Here is a 16,599-nt window from a genome sequence, read left to right as displayed (position 1 = left end):
TTCATTCCATGGGCGAGCATTGCGATACCGGCACTCGGGTGGCTGGTGTTCGGGCTGTACCCGTCGCTGGCGACCATCGGGTACTCGTTCACGCAATACTCCGGCCTGCCGGGTACGCCGCTCAACCTCTGCGGCCTGTGCAACTACTCCAACGCGTTCACCGCGCTCTCCTCGGAGGTGTGGGGCGCGGTGCGCGTCACGCTCATCTACGTGGTGGGCGTGGCGATCGTGCAGAACGCGATCGGCATCGGGCTGGCCCTGCTGCTCAACCGGCGGGGCCGGTCCTACGCCGTGTACCGGGCGCTCATCTTCATGCCGCAGATCTTCTCGGTCGCGGTCGTGGGGGCGATCTTCTCGCTGATCTTCGACCCGTTCTCCGGCCCGGCCGAGAAGATCCTGCAGGGCGCCTTCGGGGTCACCAGCACCTTCCTCGGCTCCAACCAGCTGGCGCTGCCCATCGTGATGCTGGTCAACGTCTGGATGTTCTCCGGGTACTCGATGCTCATCTACATCGCCGGGCTGCGCAACATCCCGTCGGACGTGTACGAGGCGGCGTCGATGGACGGCGCCGGACGTTGGCGCATGTTCCGCAGCATGACCTTCCCGCTGCTGGCGCCCGCCTTCACGGTGAACATGTTCCTGGCCGTGGTGGGCGCGCTCGGCGAGTACGCGCTCATCCTCGTGCTCACCGGGGGCAACTTCGGCACCCTGACGCTGGGCATGTACATGTTCAACTCGGCGTTCCTCAGCGGCAACGGCCAGCTCGGGTTCGGCTCGATGCTGGCGATGCTGCAGTTCTTCCTCACCTTGGTCGTCGGTGGCGGCATCCTGTGGACCCTGCGGCGGCGGGAGGTGGCGCTGTGACGACCTCGGCGGTACTGCCTGAGCGCACCCGGAGCCAGGCCGCGACGCCGCCTCGGCGCCGGCGCGGCGCCGGGGCGCTGCTTCGCGGCGCGCGCACGAACGTGGTGTGTTTCCTCATCTCGGTACTGCTGTTCGCGCTGCCGCTGTTCTACCTGCTGCTGCAGGCGTTCAAGTCCTACCCGGACTTCCTGCAGCACCCGACCGGCCTGCCGCAGGAATGGACGCTGCAGAACTTCGCCGAGGCGTGGGAAGAGGGCGACTTCGGCCGCCAGATGATCAACAGTCTGGTCTATTCGGTGTTCCCGACGGCGATCACCCTCGTGCTCGGGGTCTTCCTCGCCTTCCCCATTTCCCGCGGGTACTTCAAGCACTCCAACGCGCTCTACACGTTCTTCATCTTCTCCGGCTTCCTGCCCGGCGGCCTGATCCCGCTGTTCATCGAGGCCCGTGCGCTGCACCTGTACAACAGCATGCCCGGCTATCTGGTGATGACCAGCCTGTCCGGCGCCGGGTTCTTCTTCTTCGTCGGGTACATCAAGGGAATTCCCCGCGAGATCGACGAGGCGGCCGTGCTGGACGGCTGCGGGTACATCCGGTTCATCCTCACCTTCATCATCCCGCAGATGAAGCCGGCGCTGGCCACCTTCGGCATCTTCGGGTTCGTCGCCTCCTGGAACAGCCTGATCCTGCCGCTGGTCATGCTCTCCGACGACGCGCTGTGGCCGGTCACCCGCGGCCTCTACTCGTTCTTCGGCGAGCACACCCAGAACTGGCCGGTCGTGGCCGCGGCCACCTTCATCGTGGCGGCGCCGATCCTCGTGCTGTTCATCCTGCTGCAGCGCTACCTCGTCGAGGGCGTAGCGGGCGGGGCGGGCCTTGGCAGCCAGGGCATCGCGCCGACGCAGGCGGCGGCCGGCGAGCGGACCGGCGGAACCGAATGAGCGGCCCGGCCCGGCCCGACCGGCACACCACCCGGTGGGAACCGGGCCGGGCGAGCGTCACGTTCCGGCTGCACGACCCGATCGACCATCCCGAGTTCGCGTGGCCGCGGACGCTGCTGCACTGGCCGGTGCGCTGGCCCGAGCCGGCCCTGCCGGCCCGGCGGCTGCGGCTGGTCGACACCGCGGGCACGCCGGTGCCGTTCCAGCTGTCCGAGGTGCGCACCGACGACGAGGGACGGCTGCGCAGCGCGGTGGTCGGCTTCCTCACCGCCCTGGCGCCCGGCCAGTCCCACGAGTACACGCTGTGTGCCGACGAGTCGATCCCACTGGCGAGCGTCGCCCACCCGGTGACGGCCGTACACGACGACGACGGCATCGTGGTGGACGCCGGACCGATCCGGGTGCGGCTGCCCCGATCCCACCGTCCCGGCGCCGGACCCGAGGCCCCGCCGGTGCCGGGCCCGATCCTCGCGCTGGACCGCGGGCACGGCTGGGTGGGCCGATCCGCACTCGCCGGTGTGCGAGCCCAGGTGGAGCGGATCGACGTGCGCGAGATGCAGGCCGGGCCGCTGGTCGTCGCCTACGAAGTCGGGTACCGGCTCGCCGGCGGCGGCCGGTACACCGCAACCGTGCGCTGCGTGCACGGATACGACTTCGTGGAGCTGACCGAGCGGATGCGCGGCATCGACGGCCCCGCCCCCAGGTGGGAGCTGCGCTGGGACGGCTTCTCACCCACGCACCGATTCTCCTCGACCTGGCCGTACTCGCAGGACGCCACCGATCACCTCGACCCCGGCTCGCCGGAGACCTACCGGTGGCCGGGCATCGACGAGCCGCTGCTGGTCGCCGACAGCGGCGAGGATCCGGCCTTCTCCGGACCGGGCCGGCCCGAGGATCCGCGGGCGGACATGGCCTTCACCGTCGCACCGTACGCGCCCGCGTACGCCTGGGACATCCGTCCACATGCGACGTTCTGGAACGTGCGCACCGGCGACGCCGCCGGGGTGTTCGTCCGCGACCCGGGCCGGTGGGACGACGGCCGCTACGCCTCCTGGGCCTCGGCCCGGGACCTGCAGCTGCACTTCCGGTACCGCGACGGGGAGTTGCACTGGCGGTGGCCGCTGCGCACCGGCACCCGGCGTACCGGGGTCGCCTTCTACGACCACGAACGCGACCGAGACGTGCTGCGCTCGCAGCACGAGAACGCGCACGCGCTGTCGGCGCGGTACGGCATCGAAGCCGAAGCGGCCCGGCGAGCCGCCTGCTACCAGTCCACCCACGTCCGGCAGCTGTACCACTGGCACAGCACCCTGGACCTCGACCGCGTCAAGGACTGGGTGCTCACCTACGGCGGGCGGCGCCCGGGCCGGCTGTGCGCCACCGGCGAGATCCGCACCGGGCGGGAACTGCGCACCGCGCTGTTCGCCGGCGCCGAGGGCCCGCGGCTGATCGCGCACGGCGTGAACGAGGTCGCCGGCTACCTCAACATCGGCCAGCGGCCGCTGTACGACCGGCTGCTGGACGGCTACGACCGGCTGCGCGGCGAGCTGACGCCGCAGGAGGCCGCCCGGGTCGACGCGCTGCTGCTGCTGACCGCCTACATCAGCGCCGGCGAGGAGATCGGGCCGATGCGGCGGATGTTCGGCGGCCACCCCAACTTCATGTCCGACGGCAAGGCGGCGCTGGCCTGCCTGGCCTGGTTGTACCCCGAGCATCCCGCGGCCGGCGACTGGCTCGACCAGTTCGAGACGTTCCTGCGGCTGGCCGGGGCGTTCAACACCCGGCCGGCACTGCCTGACCGGCAGGCCAGGCCCGGCCGATGGACGGAGAGCCTCGCCACGTACGTGTGGGCGTTCCTGCGCCCGGCCACGCTCGGCAACGCGCTGGGCATCCGCGCCGACGGCCACAACCGGCTCTGCACACCGCAGTACGCGGCCCTGGGCGACTGGCTGGTCGACGCGCTGAGCGCCCCGGTGATGACCGCCGACGCGCCGGACCGGGACGTCTCGGCCACCGCGCCCGGCGCGCTGCGCATGCACCCGCCGCAGGGCGCGCACGCAAGCTGGCCGCGCCGGCCACCCATCGAGATGCGGCTGCTCGGCGAGCAACTGCGCCGCTACCGTCCGCTCGTCGCCGAACACCTGCTGTGGGGCTGCGACGCCGCGGGACATCGCCTGGACCAGCCGCGCGGCGCCGCCGACCCGTGGCGGGTGCTGCATCCCCCGCCCGGTGACCGGGGTACCAACCCTCGCCTGGGCAGCACCAAGTACACCGGGTACGGGATCACGCTGCGCGCCGGCGTCGGCGAGCCTACCGAGGTGTCGGTCCACCTGCAGCAGACCGACCGCGGCCCCAACTACCGGTGGGGCATCGCGGACGACAACGGCAGCGGGCACCTGTACTACTACGCCGGCGGGCGCGCCTACAGCGGGCACGGCCGGGAGGACGCCGGAGACCGGCGCGCGCCGGACGCCACCTTCGTCAGCTCGTGCGGCATCTGGCGCGGCGGGGCGATCCGGTCACTCGGCCCCAACACGCTGGACCGCCCGCACTACGACCTGGACACCGCGCAGTACGCCGAGATCACCCCCGCCCCCGACAGCCCGGTGCACGGCCACTATCTCGGCCGCAGCGTCATCCTCGTCGGCCGCGACTACCTCGTCGTCTACGACGCCGTAGCGGCCACCCAGCGGATGGTCTGGACGTGGGCCACGCTGACCCGGCCCACCGGCGACGACGCCAACAGCATCGACCACCTCACCGACCGGATGCCCTTCATCCACGTGGTGCGCGGCGTGCGCACCGACGGCGCGGGCGGCGGCGAGTTCCGCACCCCGGTCTCCCAGGGGGTACGCCTGGAGGGTCCGCCCGACGCCACCACCGGCAGCACGCTGGCGATCGTCAGCCACCGCGACGACCTCACGATCGACCCGCAGCACCGCACGCCCTGGGGCGCCCGGATCACCGGCCCGGACAGCGTGGACTACGTGTTCCGCCACGAGCGGGCCGCCCATCACGAACCGGGGGCGCTCGACGTCACGCTCGACGTCGCCGGGCTGCGCTTCCGGGGCACAGCCGGGGTGATCCGGCTGCGGCGCGACGGCGAGCGGCGGCTGGTGCTCTTCCACGGCACCGCGATCGGCACCGGCGACGTGGTGCTCACCACCGACGACCGGGACCTGGGCATCAGTCTGCGCTACCGGGCCGACGCGCACGAGTGCCACGGCACGTACCGCGCCGCGGCCGGCAGTTCGCTGACCCTGCGCGTGCCGGCCGGCCGTCGCGGCGCGGCCTTCCACATCGACGGCGCGCTCGTGCGGCCACTGCGCGAGACCCCCGACGAGGTGACGGTGGCGCTGCCGGCGGGTCGGCACCGGTGGGAGCTGACCGCACACGCACCCCGGCCGGCGCCCGCCGAGGTGCACCGCACCGTGGCCGCCGGCGGCGCCGCCGAGGTGCACTTCGCGCCGGTGCCGGCGGCCGAACGGTACCTGGTCCAGCTCAGCGACGACGGCGGCGACACGTGGCGCACCGCCGCGACCGCCCGGACCAGCCCGTGCCGGCTGACCGGCCTGGCCGACGGCCGCAAGCTGCACGTTCGGGTCGTCGCCGCGAACTCCCGGCACCATGCCCCGCCGGGCGCGGACTACCCGTTGTACGTCACCGGCGCCCCGCCCGCCCCGCCGGACGGGCTGGCTCCGCTGCCGGGCCCGGGCGGCGTGGAGCTGAGCTGGGGTGAGGTGCTCGGCGCGAGCGGGTATCGGCTGCTGCGCCGCCACCGCGGCGAGGCCGGGTACCACGAGATCTTCGCCGGGCTCGCGTTCTCCTACGTCGACCGTGCGCCGGCCGCCGGCGACGAGTACGCGGTGGCCGCGGAGAACGGCAACGGCGTCGGCCCGCCGAGTGCGCCGGTGCCGGCCGATCCTGGTGGTTGGCGGCACTGGCGCCCACCGGTCCCGCTGACCTTCCGCCGGACACACACGTACCACGAGCCGCCCTACCTGCCCGCGGGGACGGCTCCGCAGGAGTACCACGCACCGTCCGACCTGCCGGCCATCGCCGGCCCGTAACCGCAGGGGGTTCAGAGATGTCCGAGCGGGTCCTGCTCACCGGCGCCGCCGGGCGAATCGGCACCGTGCTGCGGCCCGGACTCGCCCGCCCGGGCCGGGTGCTGCGGGTGCTGGACGTCCAACCGCAGCCGCCGGCGGCCCCGGGCGAACGGGTGGAGATCCACACGGCGTCCTTCACCGACCCGGACGCGATCCGCGCCGCCTGCGAGGGCGTCGACGCGGTGGTCCACCTCGGCGGGTGCGCAGGCGAGGCGCCCTGGGAGACGATCCGTGCCGTCAACATCGACGGCACGCAACAGGTGCTGGCGGCGGCGGTCGAGGCCGGGGTACGGCGGGTGGTCCTCGCCGGCAGCATCCACGCCGCCGGGTTCCGCACCCGCGACGAGGCGGTGCACGGCCCGCTGCCGGCGGACAGCTCGGCCCGTCCGGACACCTTCTACGGGGTGAGCAAGGCCGCGGTCGAGGCGCTGGGCAGCCTCTACCACTCGCGGTTCGGCATCGACGTGACGTGCCTGCGCATCGGCGCGTTCCGGCCGCTTCCGACGGTCCCCGAGGACTTGGCCAGGTGGCTCTCGCCCGGGGACGCGGTCCGGCTGGTCGAGGCGTGCCTGCGGGTCGAGCCGGCCGGATTCCGCATCCTGTGGGGCATCTCGGCCAACACCCGCCGGTGGTGGTCGCCGGCCGAGGCGGAGGCCATCGGGTACCACCCGCGCGACGACGCCGAACGGTACGCCGCCCAGGCGCTGGCCGGCGGCGACGCCGACCCCGCCGCGCCCCGCAACCGTCTGGTCGGCGGCGGGTTCTGCACCATGCCGCTCGGCTGACCCGGCTACCGAGCGCCGGCCGTGCCCTGCGCGGCCGGCGCGGCGGTGCCTACCCCGGCGAGCCACCGCGCGCACAGCCGCGTCCACTGCCCGGCCGGCTCGTCGTCCTCGGCCAGCCCCAGCCCGTGCCGGCCGTGCGGGAAGACGTGCAGCTCGTGCGGCACGTCGTGCGCTGCCAGCGCGCGAGCCAGCCGGTAGCTGTGCTCGACCGGGACGACCGCGTCGTCCGAGCTGTGCCAGAGGAAGAACGGCGGCGCCTGCGGTGTCACCAGCTCCTCCAGCGACGCCTCCCGGCGCTGCGCCGCCGTCGCGTCCGCGCCGAGGAGCTGCTCCCGCGAGCCGGCGTGGTGCTCGGGGAGCATCGAGACGACCGGGTAGCACAGCACCGCCAGGTCCGGCCGCTCGTCCGGCCGCACATCCGGTGCCAGGGCCGCATGGCCGGCGAGGTGGCCGCCGGCGGAGAAGCCGATCACGCCGATGCGCCGCACGCCGCGCCGCCGCAGCCCGGCGATCTCCGCCCGCACCGCCAGCAACGGTCCGGGGTGGCGGGTCGCCACCGGGTAGCGCAGCACGCCGGCCTCGAGGCCGAGCGACCCGAGCCACTCGGCCACGGGTTCGGCCTCGTGTGTTGCGTGGTGCTCGTACCCGCCGCCGGGCAGGACGATCATGTGCAGCGGCATTGAACCGAGCCTTCGCGTCAGTCGGATGCGGTGATCCGGTCGAGCAGTTCCAGCAGATGGTGGTACGGGTGGCCGGTGGCTCGGCTCATCCCGATCTCGCAGGTGCGGTTGACCGAGGCGTGGGCGGCGCATTCGTCGCGGGCGACGGCCTCCGCCTCGCTGCGGGTGGCGGAGGCGGTGAGCTGCGGGTGCAGCAGGCCGCGGTCCCCGGCGAAGGCGCAGCACTGCCAGTCGTCCGGGACGACGACGCGCTCGGCCACCGCGCCGGCGATGCGGGCGATCGCGGCGTCGAGGCCGAGACGGGTGGAGGAGCAGGTGGGATGCAGCGCCAGCGAGGGCAGGCGCCGGCCGGCGGGCAGCCGCGGCAGCACGTGCTCGGCCGCGAAGGTCACGGCGTCGATGACCTCGACGGCCGGGGTAACCTCGGCGAGGAGGCGGTGCAGACCCTCCGTGCAGGAGGCGGCGTCGGTGACGACCGGGAGCCGGCCGTTGTCCGTCGCGGTGGCGAGGACGTCGCGGACGCGGTGCCGCATGATCTCGTACCCGTCCGTCAGGCCCTTGGACGACCATGGGGTGCCGCAGCACAGGTCGCCCACGCCCGCGGGGATGTGCAGCCGGACGCCGGCCCGGTCGGCAAGCCTGCGCACCGCGGCCATGACGCCGTCGCCGCCGCGGGCCGGGGCGAACATGGTGTTCAGGCACGAGGGCAGGTAGACGGCACCGGCGGCCGGATCGGGTGCGGCGCGGCGCCGGATGCCGCCGCGCGGCAGGTCGCGGCTCCAGGCCGGCACGACATCGGGGTTGCCGATGCGGCGGGCGGCCCGGGTGGTGGCCTCGGCGACGCCGGGCGGCGCCGCCGCCGCCAGGTCCAGGGCGAGGTTCATGGCCCGGGTCGCCGTGTCCCAGTGCTTCGCGGCCGCGCTCCACGCCTGCCGGGCGGCGCGGCCGTTGTGCCCGGCGCGCAGCCGCTTGGTGAGATCGCCGGTGTTGATGAGCACGGGGCAGGCGGTGGCGCACATGCCGTCGACGGCGCAGGTGTCGACGGCGTCGTAGCGGTACTCCCGCTCCAGCTGCCGGGCGAGCGCGGTGTCGCCACCGGCCACGGCGGCGGTGATCTCCCGGCGCAGGACGATGCGCTGCCGCGGGGTGGTGGTGAGGTCGCGGCTGGGGCACACCGGCTCGCAGTAGCCGCACTCGACGCACCGGTCGACCTCGGGCTCGACGGTGACGACCGGCTTGAGGTGACGCAGGTGCGCCCGCGGATCGTCGGTGAGCAGCACCCCGGGGTTCAGGGTGCCGGCCGGATCGCAGTGCCGCTTGACCTCGAGCATGACGTCGAAGAGCTCGTCACCGTACTGCCGGCCGACGAACGGGGCCATGACCCGGCCGGTGCCGTGCTCGGCCTTGAGCGTGCCGCCGCGGCCCAGGACGGCGTCAATCATCTCCTCGGTGAAGTCCGCGTAGCGCTGCACGTCGTCGCCGGCGCCGAACTTCTCGTTGAGCATGAAGTGCAGGTTGCCGTCCTTGGCGTGGCCGAAGATGACACTGCGCTCGTACCGGTGCCGGTCGAACAGGCCGGCGAGGTCGTCACACAGGTCGGCAAGAGCGGGCACCGGGACGGCCACGTCCTCCAGCAGCGCGACGGTGCCGGACGGCCGGGCCCCGGCGACCGCCGCGTACAGCCCCTTGCGGATGTGCCACAGCCCGGCCCGTCCGGTCGCGTCCCGGCTCAGCCGGGCCGGGACGGCGAGGTTCCATCCGGCGAAGAGCTGCTCGGCCCGCCGTTCGCGCTCGGTGAGGCGTCCGGCGTCCGGCTCCTGCCACTCGACCAGCAGCGCGGCGTGACGGTCGACAACCAGATCGAGGGCCGAGGCGTCCTGCGCCCCGGCGACCCGAAGGGACTCGGCGTCGAGCAGTTCGACGGCCGCGGGTGCGGCCGCCACCAGCTCCGGCATGACCGCCATCGCCTCGCGCAGCGTGGGGAAGACCACCAGCCCCGTCGAGACCGCGGAGTGGACCGGGACGGTCCGCAAAACGGCCTCGGCGACGAAGCCGAGGGTCCCCTCGCTGCCGATGACGAGGTGGGCAAGGATCTGCGCGGGCGAGGTGTGGTCGAGGAAGCTGTTGAGGCCGTAGCCCATGGTGTTCTTCATCGCGAACTGCGCCGTGATCCGCCGCACCGAGTCCGGATTGCCGCGGACCCGGTCCCGCAGCCGCTCGATGGCGCCGGTCAGGGCCGGCTCGCGGGCGCGCAGCCGCGCATCGGCGTCAGGTGCGGCGGTGTCGACAACCGTGCCGCTGGGCAGCACGAGCGTCATCGACTCCAGGGTCTGGTACGTGTTGGCGTGCGTCCCACACGTCATGCCGCTGGAGTTGTTGGCGATGACACCGCCGACCGTGCACGCCGACTCGCTGGCCGGGTCCGGGCCGAGCCGGCGGCCGAACGGCGCGAGGCGCGCGTTGACCTGGCGCAACACCGCGCCGGGCTGCACCCGGACCCGGGCGCCACCGTCGAGGACCTCAACGGTGCGGAAGTGCCGGCGGACGTCGACGAGCAGATGCTCGGTGCCGGCCTGCCCACTCAGGCTAGTGCCACCCGAACGGAACGTGACACCGAGCCGCAGCCCGGCGGCAGCCCGCATGAGCGCCGCCACCTGCCCGGCGTCGCGCGGCACAAGCACCGCCTGCGGCGTGAGCAGGTAGTGCGAGGCGTCATGGGCCATGCCCAGCCGATCGCTGGCACGGGCCCGGATCGCGCCCGGTGCGACCCGCTCCAGCACGCCCAGCAGCGCGTCGTCGACCGCGGCGAGCCGGCCCGGGCCAGCGGGATTCTCGGCGCTCATCGGCATGCTCACCCCGCGAACACAGCGGCCGGCGTTCCCGCCACGCCCAGCCCGTTGACCGCGAACACCGATCCCGCGGGGTCGTCGTCGGCCAGGTCCAGACCCTCGCGGGCCGACGTGATGTACAGAACGTCGAGGGCGGGGCCGCCGAAGGCGCAGGAGGAGGGCTGGTGCACGGGCATGGGCAGCTCGCCGAGCAGGTCGGCGTCCGGTGAGAGGCGCACCACCCGGTCGCCGCCCCACATCGCCACCCAGAGACAGCCGGTGGCGTCGACGGTGAGCCCGTCCGGCATGCCCGTGCCCTGGGGGAACCGGGCGAACGTGCGCCGGCGGCCGATCGTGGCACGCTCCGGGTCGGCGTCGAAGGCCGAGATCTCGCCCGCCATGGTGTCGGCGAGGTAGAAGGTGCGCCCGTCGGGACTCCAGTCGAGCCCGTTGGGCAGCGTCAGTCCCTCCAGGACCACGCGAGTCGTCCAGTCGGGCCCGAGCACGTGCAGGGCGCCCCGGCCCGGCTGGAAATCCATCGTGGTGCTGCCGGCCCAGAGCCGCCCGTGCCGGTCGCACTTCGCGTCGTTCATGCGCTCCCCCTCCGGCAGGATCGCGCACCGGACGGTCATGCCGGCCTCGACGCTGGCGAAGCCCTCGGCCACCGCGGCGACGAAGCCCCCGCTGCGGCGGGGTACCGCAGCGCCGACCTGCGTCGGAAGTGTCAGCGTGCTGGTCTGCCCGGTCGTCGGGTCGCTGGTGTGGATGTGCCCGGCCGGGATGTCCACCCAGTGCAGGCGGCCGCTGGGCGCATCCCATACCGGCCCCTCGCCGACCCGGGCCCGGCCGGCGACCGCGACCTCGGGCGTTATCGCCGGCGTCATTCGGGGAGCACCACGGCGGCGTTGGCGAGCAGTCCGCCGTCGACGGGCAGCGCGACGCCGGTGATGAAGCTGGCGCGGTCGCCGGCGAGGAAGGCGATCGCCTCGGCGACCTCTTCCGGCCGCGCCACCCGTCCCAGTGGGTGGCTGCGCCCCCAGGATTCGACGAGGGCCTGGGTGCCTTCGTCGGTGCCGTCGGAGAACATGCGCGCGGAGGTGCGCAGCATCGGCGTGTCCACCGAGGCGGGGCAGACGGTGTTGGCCCTGATCCCGTGCTTCGCCTCGTCGATGGCGAGCGACCGGGCGAAGGCGTTGAGCGCGCCCTTGCTGGTGGTGTACGCCGCGACCGCGCTCTGGGTGATGAAGGACTGGACGGAGGAGACGAGCACGATCGAGCCCGACCCGCGGGCGCGCAGGTGCGGCAGCGCGTGCTTGACCGTGTGGAACGCGCCGGTCACGTTGACGGCGAGCACCTCGTTCCACGCGTCGGCCGTGGTGTCCACCGCCGTGCCGTAGCGCTGGATCCCGGCCGCGGCGACCACGATGTCCAGTCCGCCGTGGTCGGCGGCGACGCGAGCGATGAGCCGGGCCGTGGCCGCCTCGTCGGTCACGGAGAGTTCGGCGTACTCGACGCCGGGAAGCTCGGCCTCGGCCCCGGCCGCCGGTGGCAGGCCGACAGCGACGACGGTCGCGCCGCGCGCCGAGAGCACCTGGGCGGTCGCGCGGCCGATGCCGCTCAGTCCGCCGGTGACGATGGCGACCTTGCCGTCGAACTCCACAATGGACTCCTTGCTGCCGTTCGCGGGCCCCGCAGCGCGCGGCGCGGGGGGTCAGCCGCGCTGGGGAACTATCGCTGCAGCTGACGCGCCACGACGGGTCTTGATCAGCTGCGCGGAACAGAGTTTAGACAACGTTGTCTGCGGCCGCTAGTACCGTGTGGCGCCGCCCGCCCGACATTCCACTATGGACAGTCGGCTCGACCGGCGTTGACAGCCAGGTATCCGGGCGCTTCATGGCCGGCGGAGCTGTCCGGACAGGTCCAGGTGGCTGTGACGTCGGCGCCGGTGCCGTCATGCGCCAGGCCCGTTGCCGGCGTCCGGCCAGCGCTCGCGGTATCGAACTCCTTCACAGAGACTGAGCGCCCAGCGCATCGTGCGTTCGACCGTGTGGAGGTCACCGCTGTCGAGCGTGCGACGTAACTGGTTGAGCGCCGAACGTAGTGCGGCGATGTCGGGCGATCGCCTCCTGGCTCCGCCCCGAATCCGCGACAAGGCGCCCGCGGCGGCGAGCGCTCCGAGGTCTCGCTGCACGGTGGAGCTGGAGGTGCCCGTGGCCGCCTGCACTTGCTCGATCGTGACGAACTCCTGTTCGGCGAGCAGATCGAGGATGGCCCGGCGCCGTACCGCAGGGAGGCGTCCGCCCCGGTTGGTCACCTAGACCACCCCCTGCCGGGCCAGCGCGGCCCGGCCGTGGTCCGCGAGTGCGGCAGTGCCCTCGTCGCCGTGATCGCCGGCGGTGACGACGAGGGCGTACCGGAAGCCGACCGTCGCACCAGGGGCCAGTTCGAGTTCCGCACTGAAGAACGGCGCCGGGTTGAGGCAGGCGAACGCTTCGCTGCGGGCGAACCACTGCGGCGGGTGCCGGGGGTTTCCGGCGTCGTCGACGATGACGATCGTCGACGAGCGACCGGTTTCGTCGTGCCTGCCGCGGAAGGCGAACCACTCGGCACGGGTTCCGCGAAGGTCGTCGCCGCCGACGCCGTCCGGTGATTGGACGATGCCGCCCGTGAACGAGCGGGGGCCGCGCCAGAAGAGACCGCCGTAGCCGGCGTCCTCGCGGCCTTTGGTGGTGGGCGAGCCGAAGGTGAGGGTGCCGTCGGAGACGTTGGTCGTGGCTGTGTCGAAGACCAGCGTCCAGGTCCGGTCGTCGACCAGGGCGGCGGTCAGCGTTCGGTGCTCGTCGAGCACCATGTCGCCCGGCCGGGAGATCCAGTCGAGCTCGTGGGCCAGGGATGCGGTGTCGCCGTCGGCGGACACGTGGTTCATGGACCGGTGCACGGCACTGCCGTTGTTGTCCAGCTGGACGTAGCCGCTGCCGCGGACGTACGTAGGGCCGCCCCAGAAGTTGTGCTCTGCGACGTGCGGCAGCGACCAGGCGACACCCTTGTGCCAGACGTGGTCGTGCGGACGGAACAGGGACACCAGATCACCGGCCAGCGTCCGGATCGGATGCAGATAGGGCTTGGGCGACTCCAGCCGCGGGGTGTCCGGGCGGTACACGTAGCTGAGCAGCGCGACGCCGCCGGTGCAGACGGTCACCGACCGGCCGAGGGCGTGGTCGACCTGCAGGCTCATCGGGCTCGCATCGCTTCCATGGGCTCCCGATGTCCTCCCTGACGAGGTGCCCGTCCCGCCTTGACGACCCGCACCCCGCCCGCCGGCACGTTGATCTCTGCGCTGTGGATGGATCCGTCCAGCAGGTCGGTGCCGGACCCCGCCACCCTCGTCGCGGTGACGCCATGGTTGATCAGAAAGGTGTACTCGTGCTCGGCGGACCGGCGCACGACGACCTCGAGCCCATCCGGGGTGCTGGCCGACGTCACGGCCGAGCGATCGGCGAGCGCCGCCACCAGGCGGGCGCGGGCGTCGTCGTCCAGCTCAACTCCCGCGTACCATGCCTCCCCGGCACCGCGGACGGCGCGGGTGACCGCCGGCGCGCCCGCGAAGTCGCCGCCGACGTACCACGCCTCGGCCACCGCGTCCGTGAGGTCGATCTCCTCGTGCCAGGTCGAGACCGCAGTGGCTCCGGTGACCCCGTCGATGTCCACGCAGTCCGCCTCCGGCAGCGGCGCGAACTCCTCCACGCGCACGCCGAGCAGTTCCCGGAACGCCCCGGGGTAACCGCCGAGCCGCACCCGGTCGAGCGGGTCGACGATGCCCGAGAAGTAGGTGACCAGCACGGTCGCGCCCGCGTGCGCGGCTTCCGCGATGGCGGCCGCGTCGCGGTCCGGGACCAGGTAGAGCATGGGCACGACGATCAGCCGGTAGCCGGACAGGTCGGCCGACGGTGGCACGATGTCGACGGTGATGCCCGCGTCGCGCAGACTCCGGTACCACCGCAGCGCGTTCTCCATGTAGGACAGACCGTTGTGCGGGTGCCCTTCGCGGTCGGCAGCCCACCACGACTCCTCCGAGAACACCAGCGCGCAGTCCGCGACCACTCGGGTGCCGAGCACCTCGGCGCAGGACGCCAGCTGCGCGCCGAGCGCCGCGACCTCCCGGAACTTGCGGCTGTCGGACCCGGCGTGCGGGAGCATCGCGGAGTGGAACCGTTCGGCCCCGGCCTGGGCGGCGCGCCACTGGAAGAAGCAGATGCCGTCGGCTCCGCGCGCGACGTGCGAGAACACGTCGCGCTGGAGTTGCCCGGGGCGCTTCGCGGGATTGACCGCACGCCAGCTCGTGGCTCCGGTGGCCGTCTCCATGAGCAGCCAGGGCTTGCCCGCCGACAGGCCGCGGGCCCGGTCGGCCGAGAACGACAGCTCGGACTGGGCGTCGGGCGTCGGGCGCAGGTAGTGGTCGCTCGCGACGAGATCCAGGTCGGCGGTCCACGAGCTGTAGTCCATGTTCTTGCCGGCGTCGAACAGCACCAGGTTCGTGGTCACCGGCATGTCCGGGGTGACCCGCCGCAGCACGGCGATCTCCGCTCGCAACTGCTCGCGCAGCTGGTCTGAGCTGAACCGGTCGAAGTCCAGCAGCTGCGTCGGGTTCGAGTCGGTGAAGGTCAGTCGCGGCGGCTGGACCTCCTCCCATGCCGAGTAGGCCTGGCTCCAGGCGGCAGTGCTCCATGCGGCGTTGAGCTTGTCGAGCGAGTCCGCGTACCGGTGCCTGAGCCAGGCCCGGAACGCTACGGCGGTGGCGCCGTCGTAGGACCGGGAGTTGTGGCCGCCGAGTTCGTTGGAGACGTGCCACAGGGCAAGGGCCGGGTGCGCGCCGTAGCGCTCGGCCATCTTCTCCACCAGCGCGAGCGAGTGTTCGCGGTAGACCGGCGACGACGGCGACCAGGCCTGGCGGCCGCCCTGCGCCATCACCCGGCCGTGCCGGTCGACCGGCAGCACCTCCGGGAACCGTGTGGTGAGCCACGGTGGCGGCGACGCGGTGGCAGTGGCGAGATCGACCGCGATGCCGCCGGCGTGCAGCAGATCGAGCACCCGATCCAGCCAGCCGAAGTTCCAGCGGCTGGGCGCCGGCTGGAGCACCGACCAGGAGAAGACGCCGACCGTCACGAGGTTGACGCCGGCCTCGCGCATCAGTCGCACGTCCTGCGGCCACACGCTTTCGTCCCATTGCTCGGGGTTGTAGTCGCCGCCGAAAGCCACCGGCCGGCCGCCGAACCGGGCGACGACGTTGGCGGGCCACCGAATCCATTGCGCCGTCATGCGCGTGTGCCGTCCCGCTCGTCGAGCCCCATCCCGTTCAGGACGCCCTGCAGGTAACCGATCGCGTGCGCCCGGCCCCGGCTGCAGTACGCCTCGGACGAGATGTCACCCCAGGTGTCCACGTCGCCGATCATCGCCGGGACGTGGTCGTCGATGAGGAACCCGTCGAATCCGGCGTCGTGCAGGCGCCGCAGCACGCGGGCCGGATTGTAGTTACCCTCACCGATGAAACACTCGGTGAAGCGGGGCACGGTGCCGCGGACGTCCCGGAAATGCACGTAGAGGATGGCCGGTCCCAGCAGGTCGATGACCTCGTTGACGCTGCGCTCGCCGTCCATTTCCGACACGGTCCCGAGGCACAGGTTCAGGCCCCATGACGGGCTGCCGCCGGCCTGCTCGAGCGCCTTGCCGATGGCGGCCGGGGACGTGAAGATCCGGGCTATGCCGCCCAGCGGCTCGTCGACGGGAGGGTCGTCGGGGTGCAGGGCCAGCCGCACCCCGGCCTCCTCGGCCACCGGCAGCACCGCATCGAGGAAGTACTGGTGGTTGGCCCACATCTGCTCGGCAGTGATCGGCTCGCCGACGGGCCGGTCAGGCGTGAGCCGGTGCCCGGCGAGGGCGTTGCCGGCGGGCACGTCGGCCAGGTCGAACGCGGTGACCTTGGCGCCGCCGCGTCCGCGTGCGGCCATGTCGGTGCGCCAGACGTACGTGCCGAGAAAGTTGTAGCCCAGCAGGTCGATGCCGACCGCGGCGAGGTTGCGGATGGTCTTGTGGTAGTTCTCGATCTGCTCGTCCCGGCCGGGCAGCCCGCGCTGGATCTTCCAGAAGTGCTCCAGCGGAACGTTTTCCAGGCCGTCGATTGCCAGTCCGTCGGCGTCGCAGCGGTCCCGCAGTGCCCGCAACTCCGGCAGGCTCCAGTGGCCGTCGACGCCGGGCAGCAGATCGGGTGTGTGCAACTGGATGCTGCTCAGCCCGAGCTGGTGGGCGAATGTCGCGATGTTTGAGTCATACTTATCGATGTGACCAAGGCTGATGCGGATGGCCATCCTGCCGTTTCCGTTCGTTGGTAGCGGTTT

At 72.7% G+C, this 16,599-nt stretch carries 12 protein-coding genes; 4 read left to right on the top strand and 8 right to left on the bottom strand.

All coding sequences use genetic code 11. From position 1 onward, the window contains the following. Positions 1-45: 45 nt before the first annotated feature. From ABT369_RS17135 to ABT369_RS17120, 4 genes are read left to right on the top strand one after another with little or no spacing between them, the layout of a single operon-like run. Positions 46-864 carry a carbohydrate ABC transporter permease gene (locus tag ABT369_RS17135; RefSeq protein WP_350612913.1) on the top strand — a complete coding sequence of 273 codons (819 nt, stop codon included), beginning with the start codon at positions 46-48 and terminating at the stop codon, positions 862-864. Then, complete coding sequence (locus ABT369_RS17130; RefSeq protein ID WP_350612911.1) at positions 861-1,805, top strand: carbohydrate ABC transporter permease; 945 nt, start codon at positions 861-863, stop codon at positions 1,803-1,805. Before ABT369_RS17135 ends, ABT369_RS17130 begins: the two co-directional genes overlap by 4 nt. Further along, positions 1,802-5,875, top strand: coding sequence for a hypothetical protein (locus tag ABT369_RS17125; RefSeq protein WP_350612909.1), 4,074 nt, complete (start codon positions 1,802-1,804; stop codon positions 5,873-5,875). The genes ABT369_RS17130 and ABT369_RS17125 overlap by 4 nt, the downstream gene beginning before the upstream one ends. Before the next feature lie 17 nt (positions 5,876-5,892). Then, the gene (locus ABT369_RS17120; protein WP_350612908.1) at positions 5,893-6,699 is read left to right on the top strand and encodes an NAD-dependent epimerase/dehydratase family protein; all 807 of its coding nucleotides are present in this window, start codon (positions 5,893-5,895) and stop codon (positions 6,697-6,699) included. Positions 6,700-6,704: 5 nt separating this feature from the next. Here ABT369_RS17120 and ABT369_RS17115 read toward each other — a convergent pair whose 3' ends face one another. The 8 genes from ABT369_RS17115 to ABT369_RS17080 form a co-directional block, all read right to left on the bottom strand. Beyond that, on the bottom strand, positions 6,705-7,379 hold the full coding sequence (locus ABT369_RS17115; RefSeq protein ID WP_350612906.1) for an alpha/beta hydrolase: 675 nt from the start codon (positions 7,377-7,379) through the stop codon (positions 6,705-6,707). A 17-nt stretch (positions 7,380-7,396) separates the two neighbouring features. Continuing rightward, positions 7,397-10,222, bottom strand: coding sequence for an FAD-binding and (Fe-S)-binding domain-containing protein (locus ABT369_RS17110; protein ID WP_350612904.1), 2,826 nt, complete (start codon positions 10,220-10,222; stop codon positions 7,397-7,399). An 8-nt stretch (positions 10,223-10,230) separates the two neighbouring features. Continuing rightward, positions 10,231-11,091, bottom strand: a complete 861-nt coding sequence (locus ABT369_RS17105) for an SMP-30/gluconolactonase/LRE family protein (protein ID WP_350612902.1) — start codon at positions 11,089-11,091, stop codon at positions 10,231-10,233. Then, positions 11,088-11,867 (bottom strand): SDR family NAD(P)-dependent oxidoreductase, encoded by a 780-nt coding sequence (locus ABT369_RS17100; protein WP_350612901.1) that lies wholly within the window; start codon positions 11,865-11,867, stop codon positions 11,088-11,090. Before ABT369_RS17100 ends, ABT369_RS17105 begins: the two co-directional genes overlap by 4 nt. A gap of 291 nt (positions 11,868-12,158) precedes the next feature. Continuing rightward, a complete protein-coding gene (locus ABT369_RS17095) occupies positions 12,159-12,521 on the bottom strand; it encodes a DeoR family transcriptional regulator (protein WP_350612899.1) in 363 nt (120 codons plus the stop codon). Next, entirely contained in the window at positions 12,522-13,442 is a 921-nt protein-coding gene (locus ABT369_RS17090; RefSeq protein WP_350612897.1) for a DUF6807 domain-containing protein, read from the bottom strand. Continuing rightward, entirely contained in the window at positions 13,439-15,523 is a 2,085-nt protein-coding gene (locus tag ABT369_RS17085) for a beta-galactosidase (protein WP_350612896.1), read from the bottom strand. The genes ABT369_RS17090 and ABT369_RS17085 overlap by 4 nt, the downstream gene beginning before the upstream one ends. Further along, positions 15,520-16,569 carry a mannonate dehydratase gene (locus tag ABT369_RS17080; RefSeq protein WP_350612895.1) on the bottom strand — a complete coding sequence of 350 codons (1,050 nt, stop codon included), beginning with the start codon at positions 16,567-16,569 and terminating at the stop codon, positions 15,520-15,522. The genes ABT369_RS17085 and ABT369_RS17080 overlap by 4 nt, the downstream gene beginning before the upstream one ends. Positions 16,570-16,599: the final 30 nt, after the last annotated feature.

This window comes from Dactylosporangium sp. NPDC000244 (genome assembly GCF_040300725.1).
Taxonomy (GTDB): domain Bacteria; phylum Actinomycetota; class Actinomycetes; order Mycobacteriales; family Micromonosporaceae; genus Dactylosporangium.
This window is presented reverse-complemented; position numbering and strand designations above follow the sequence as displayed.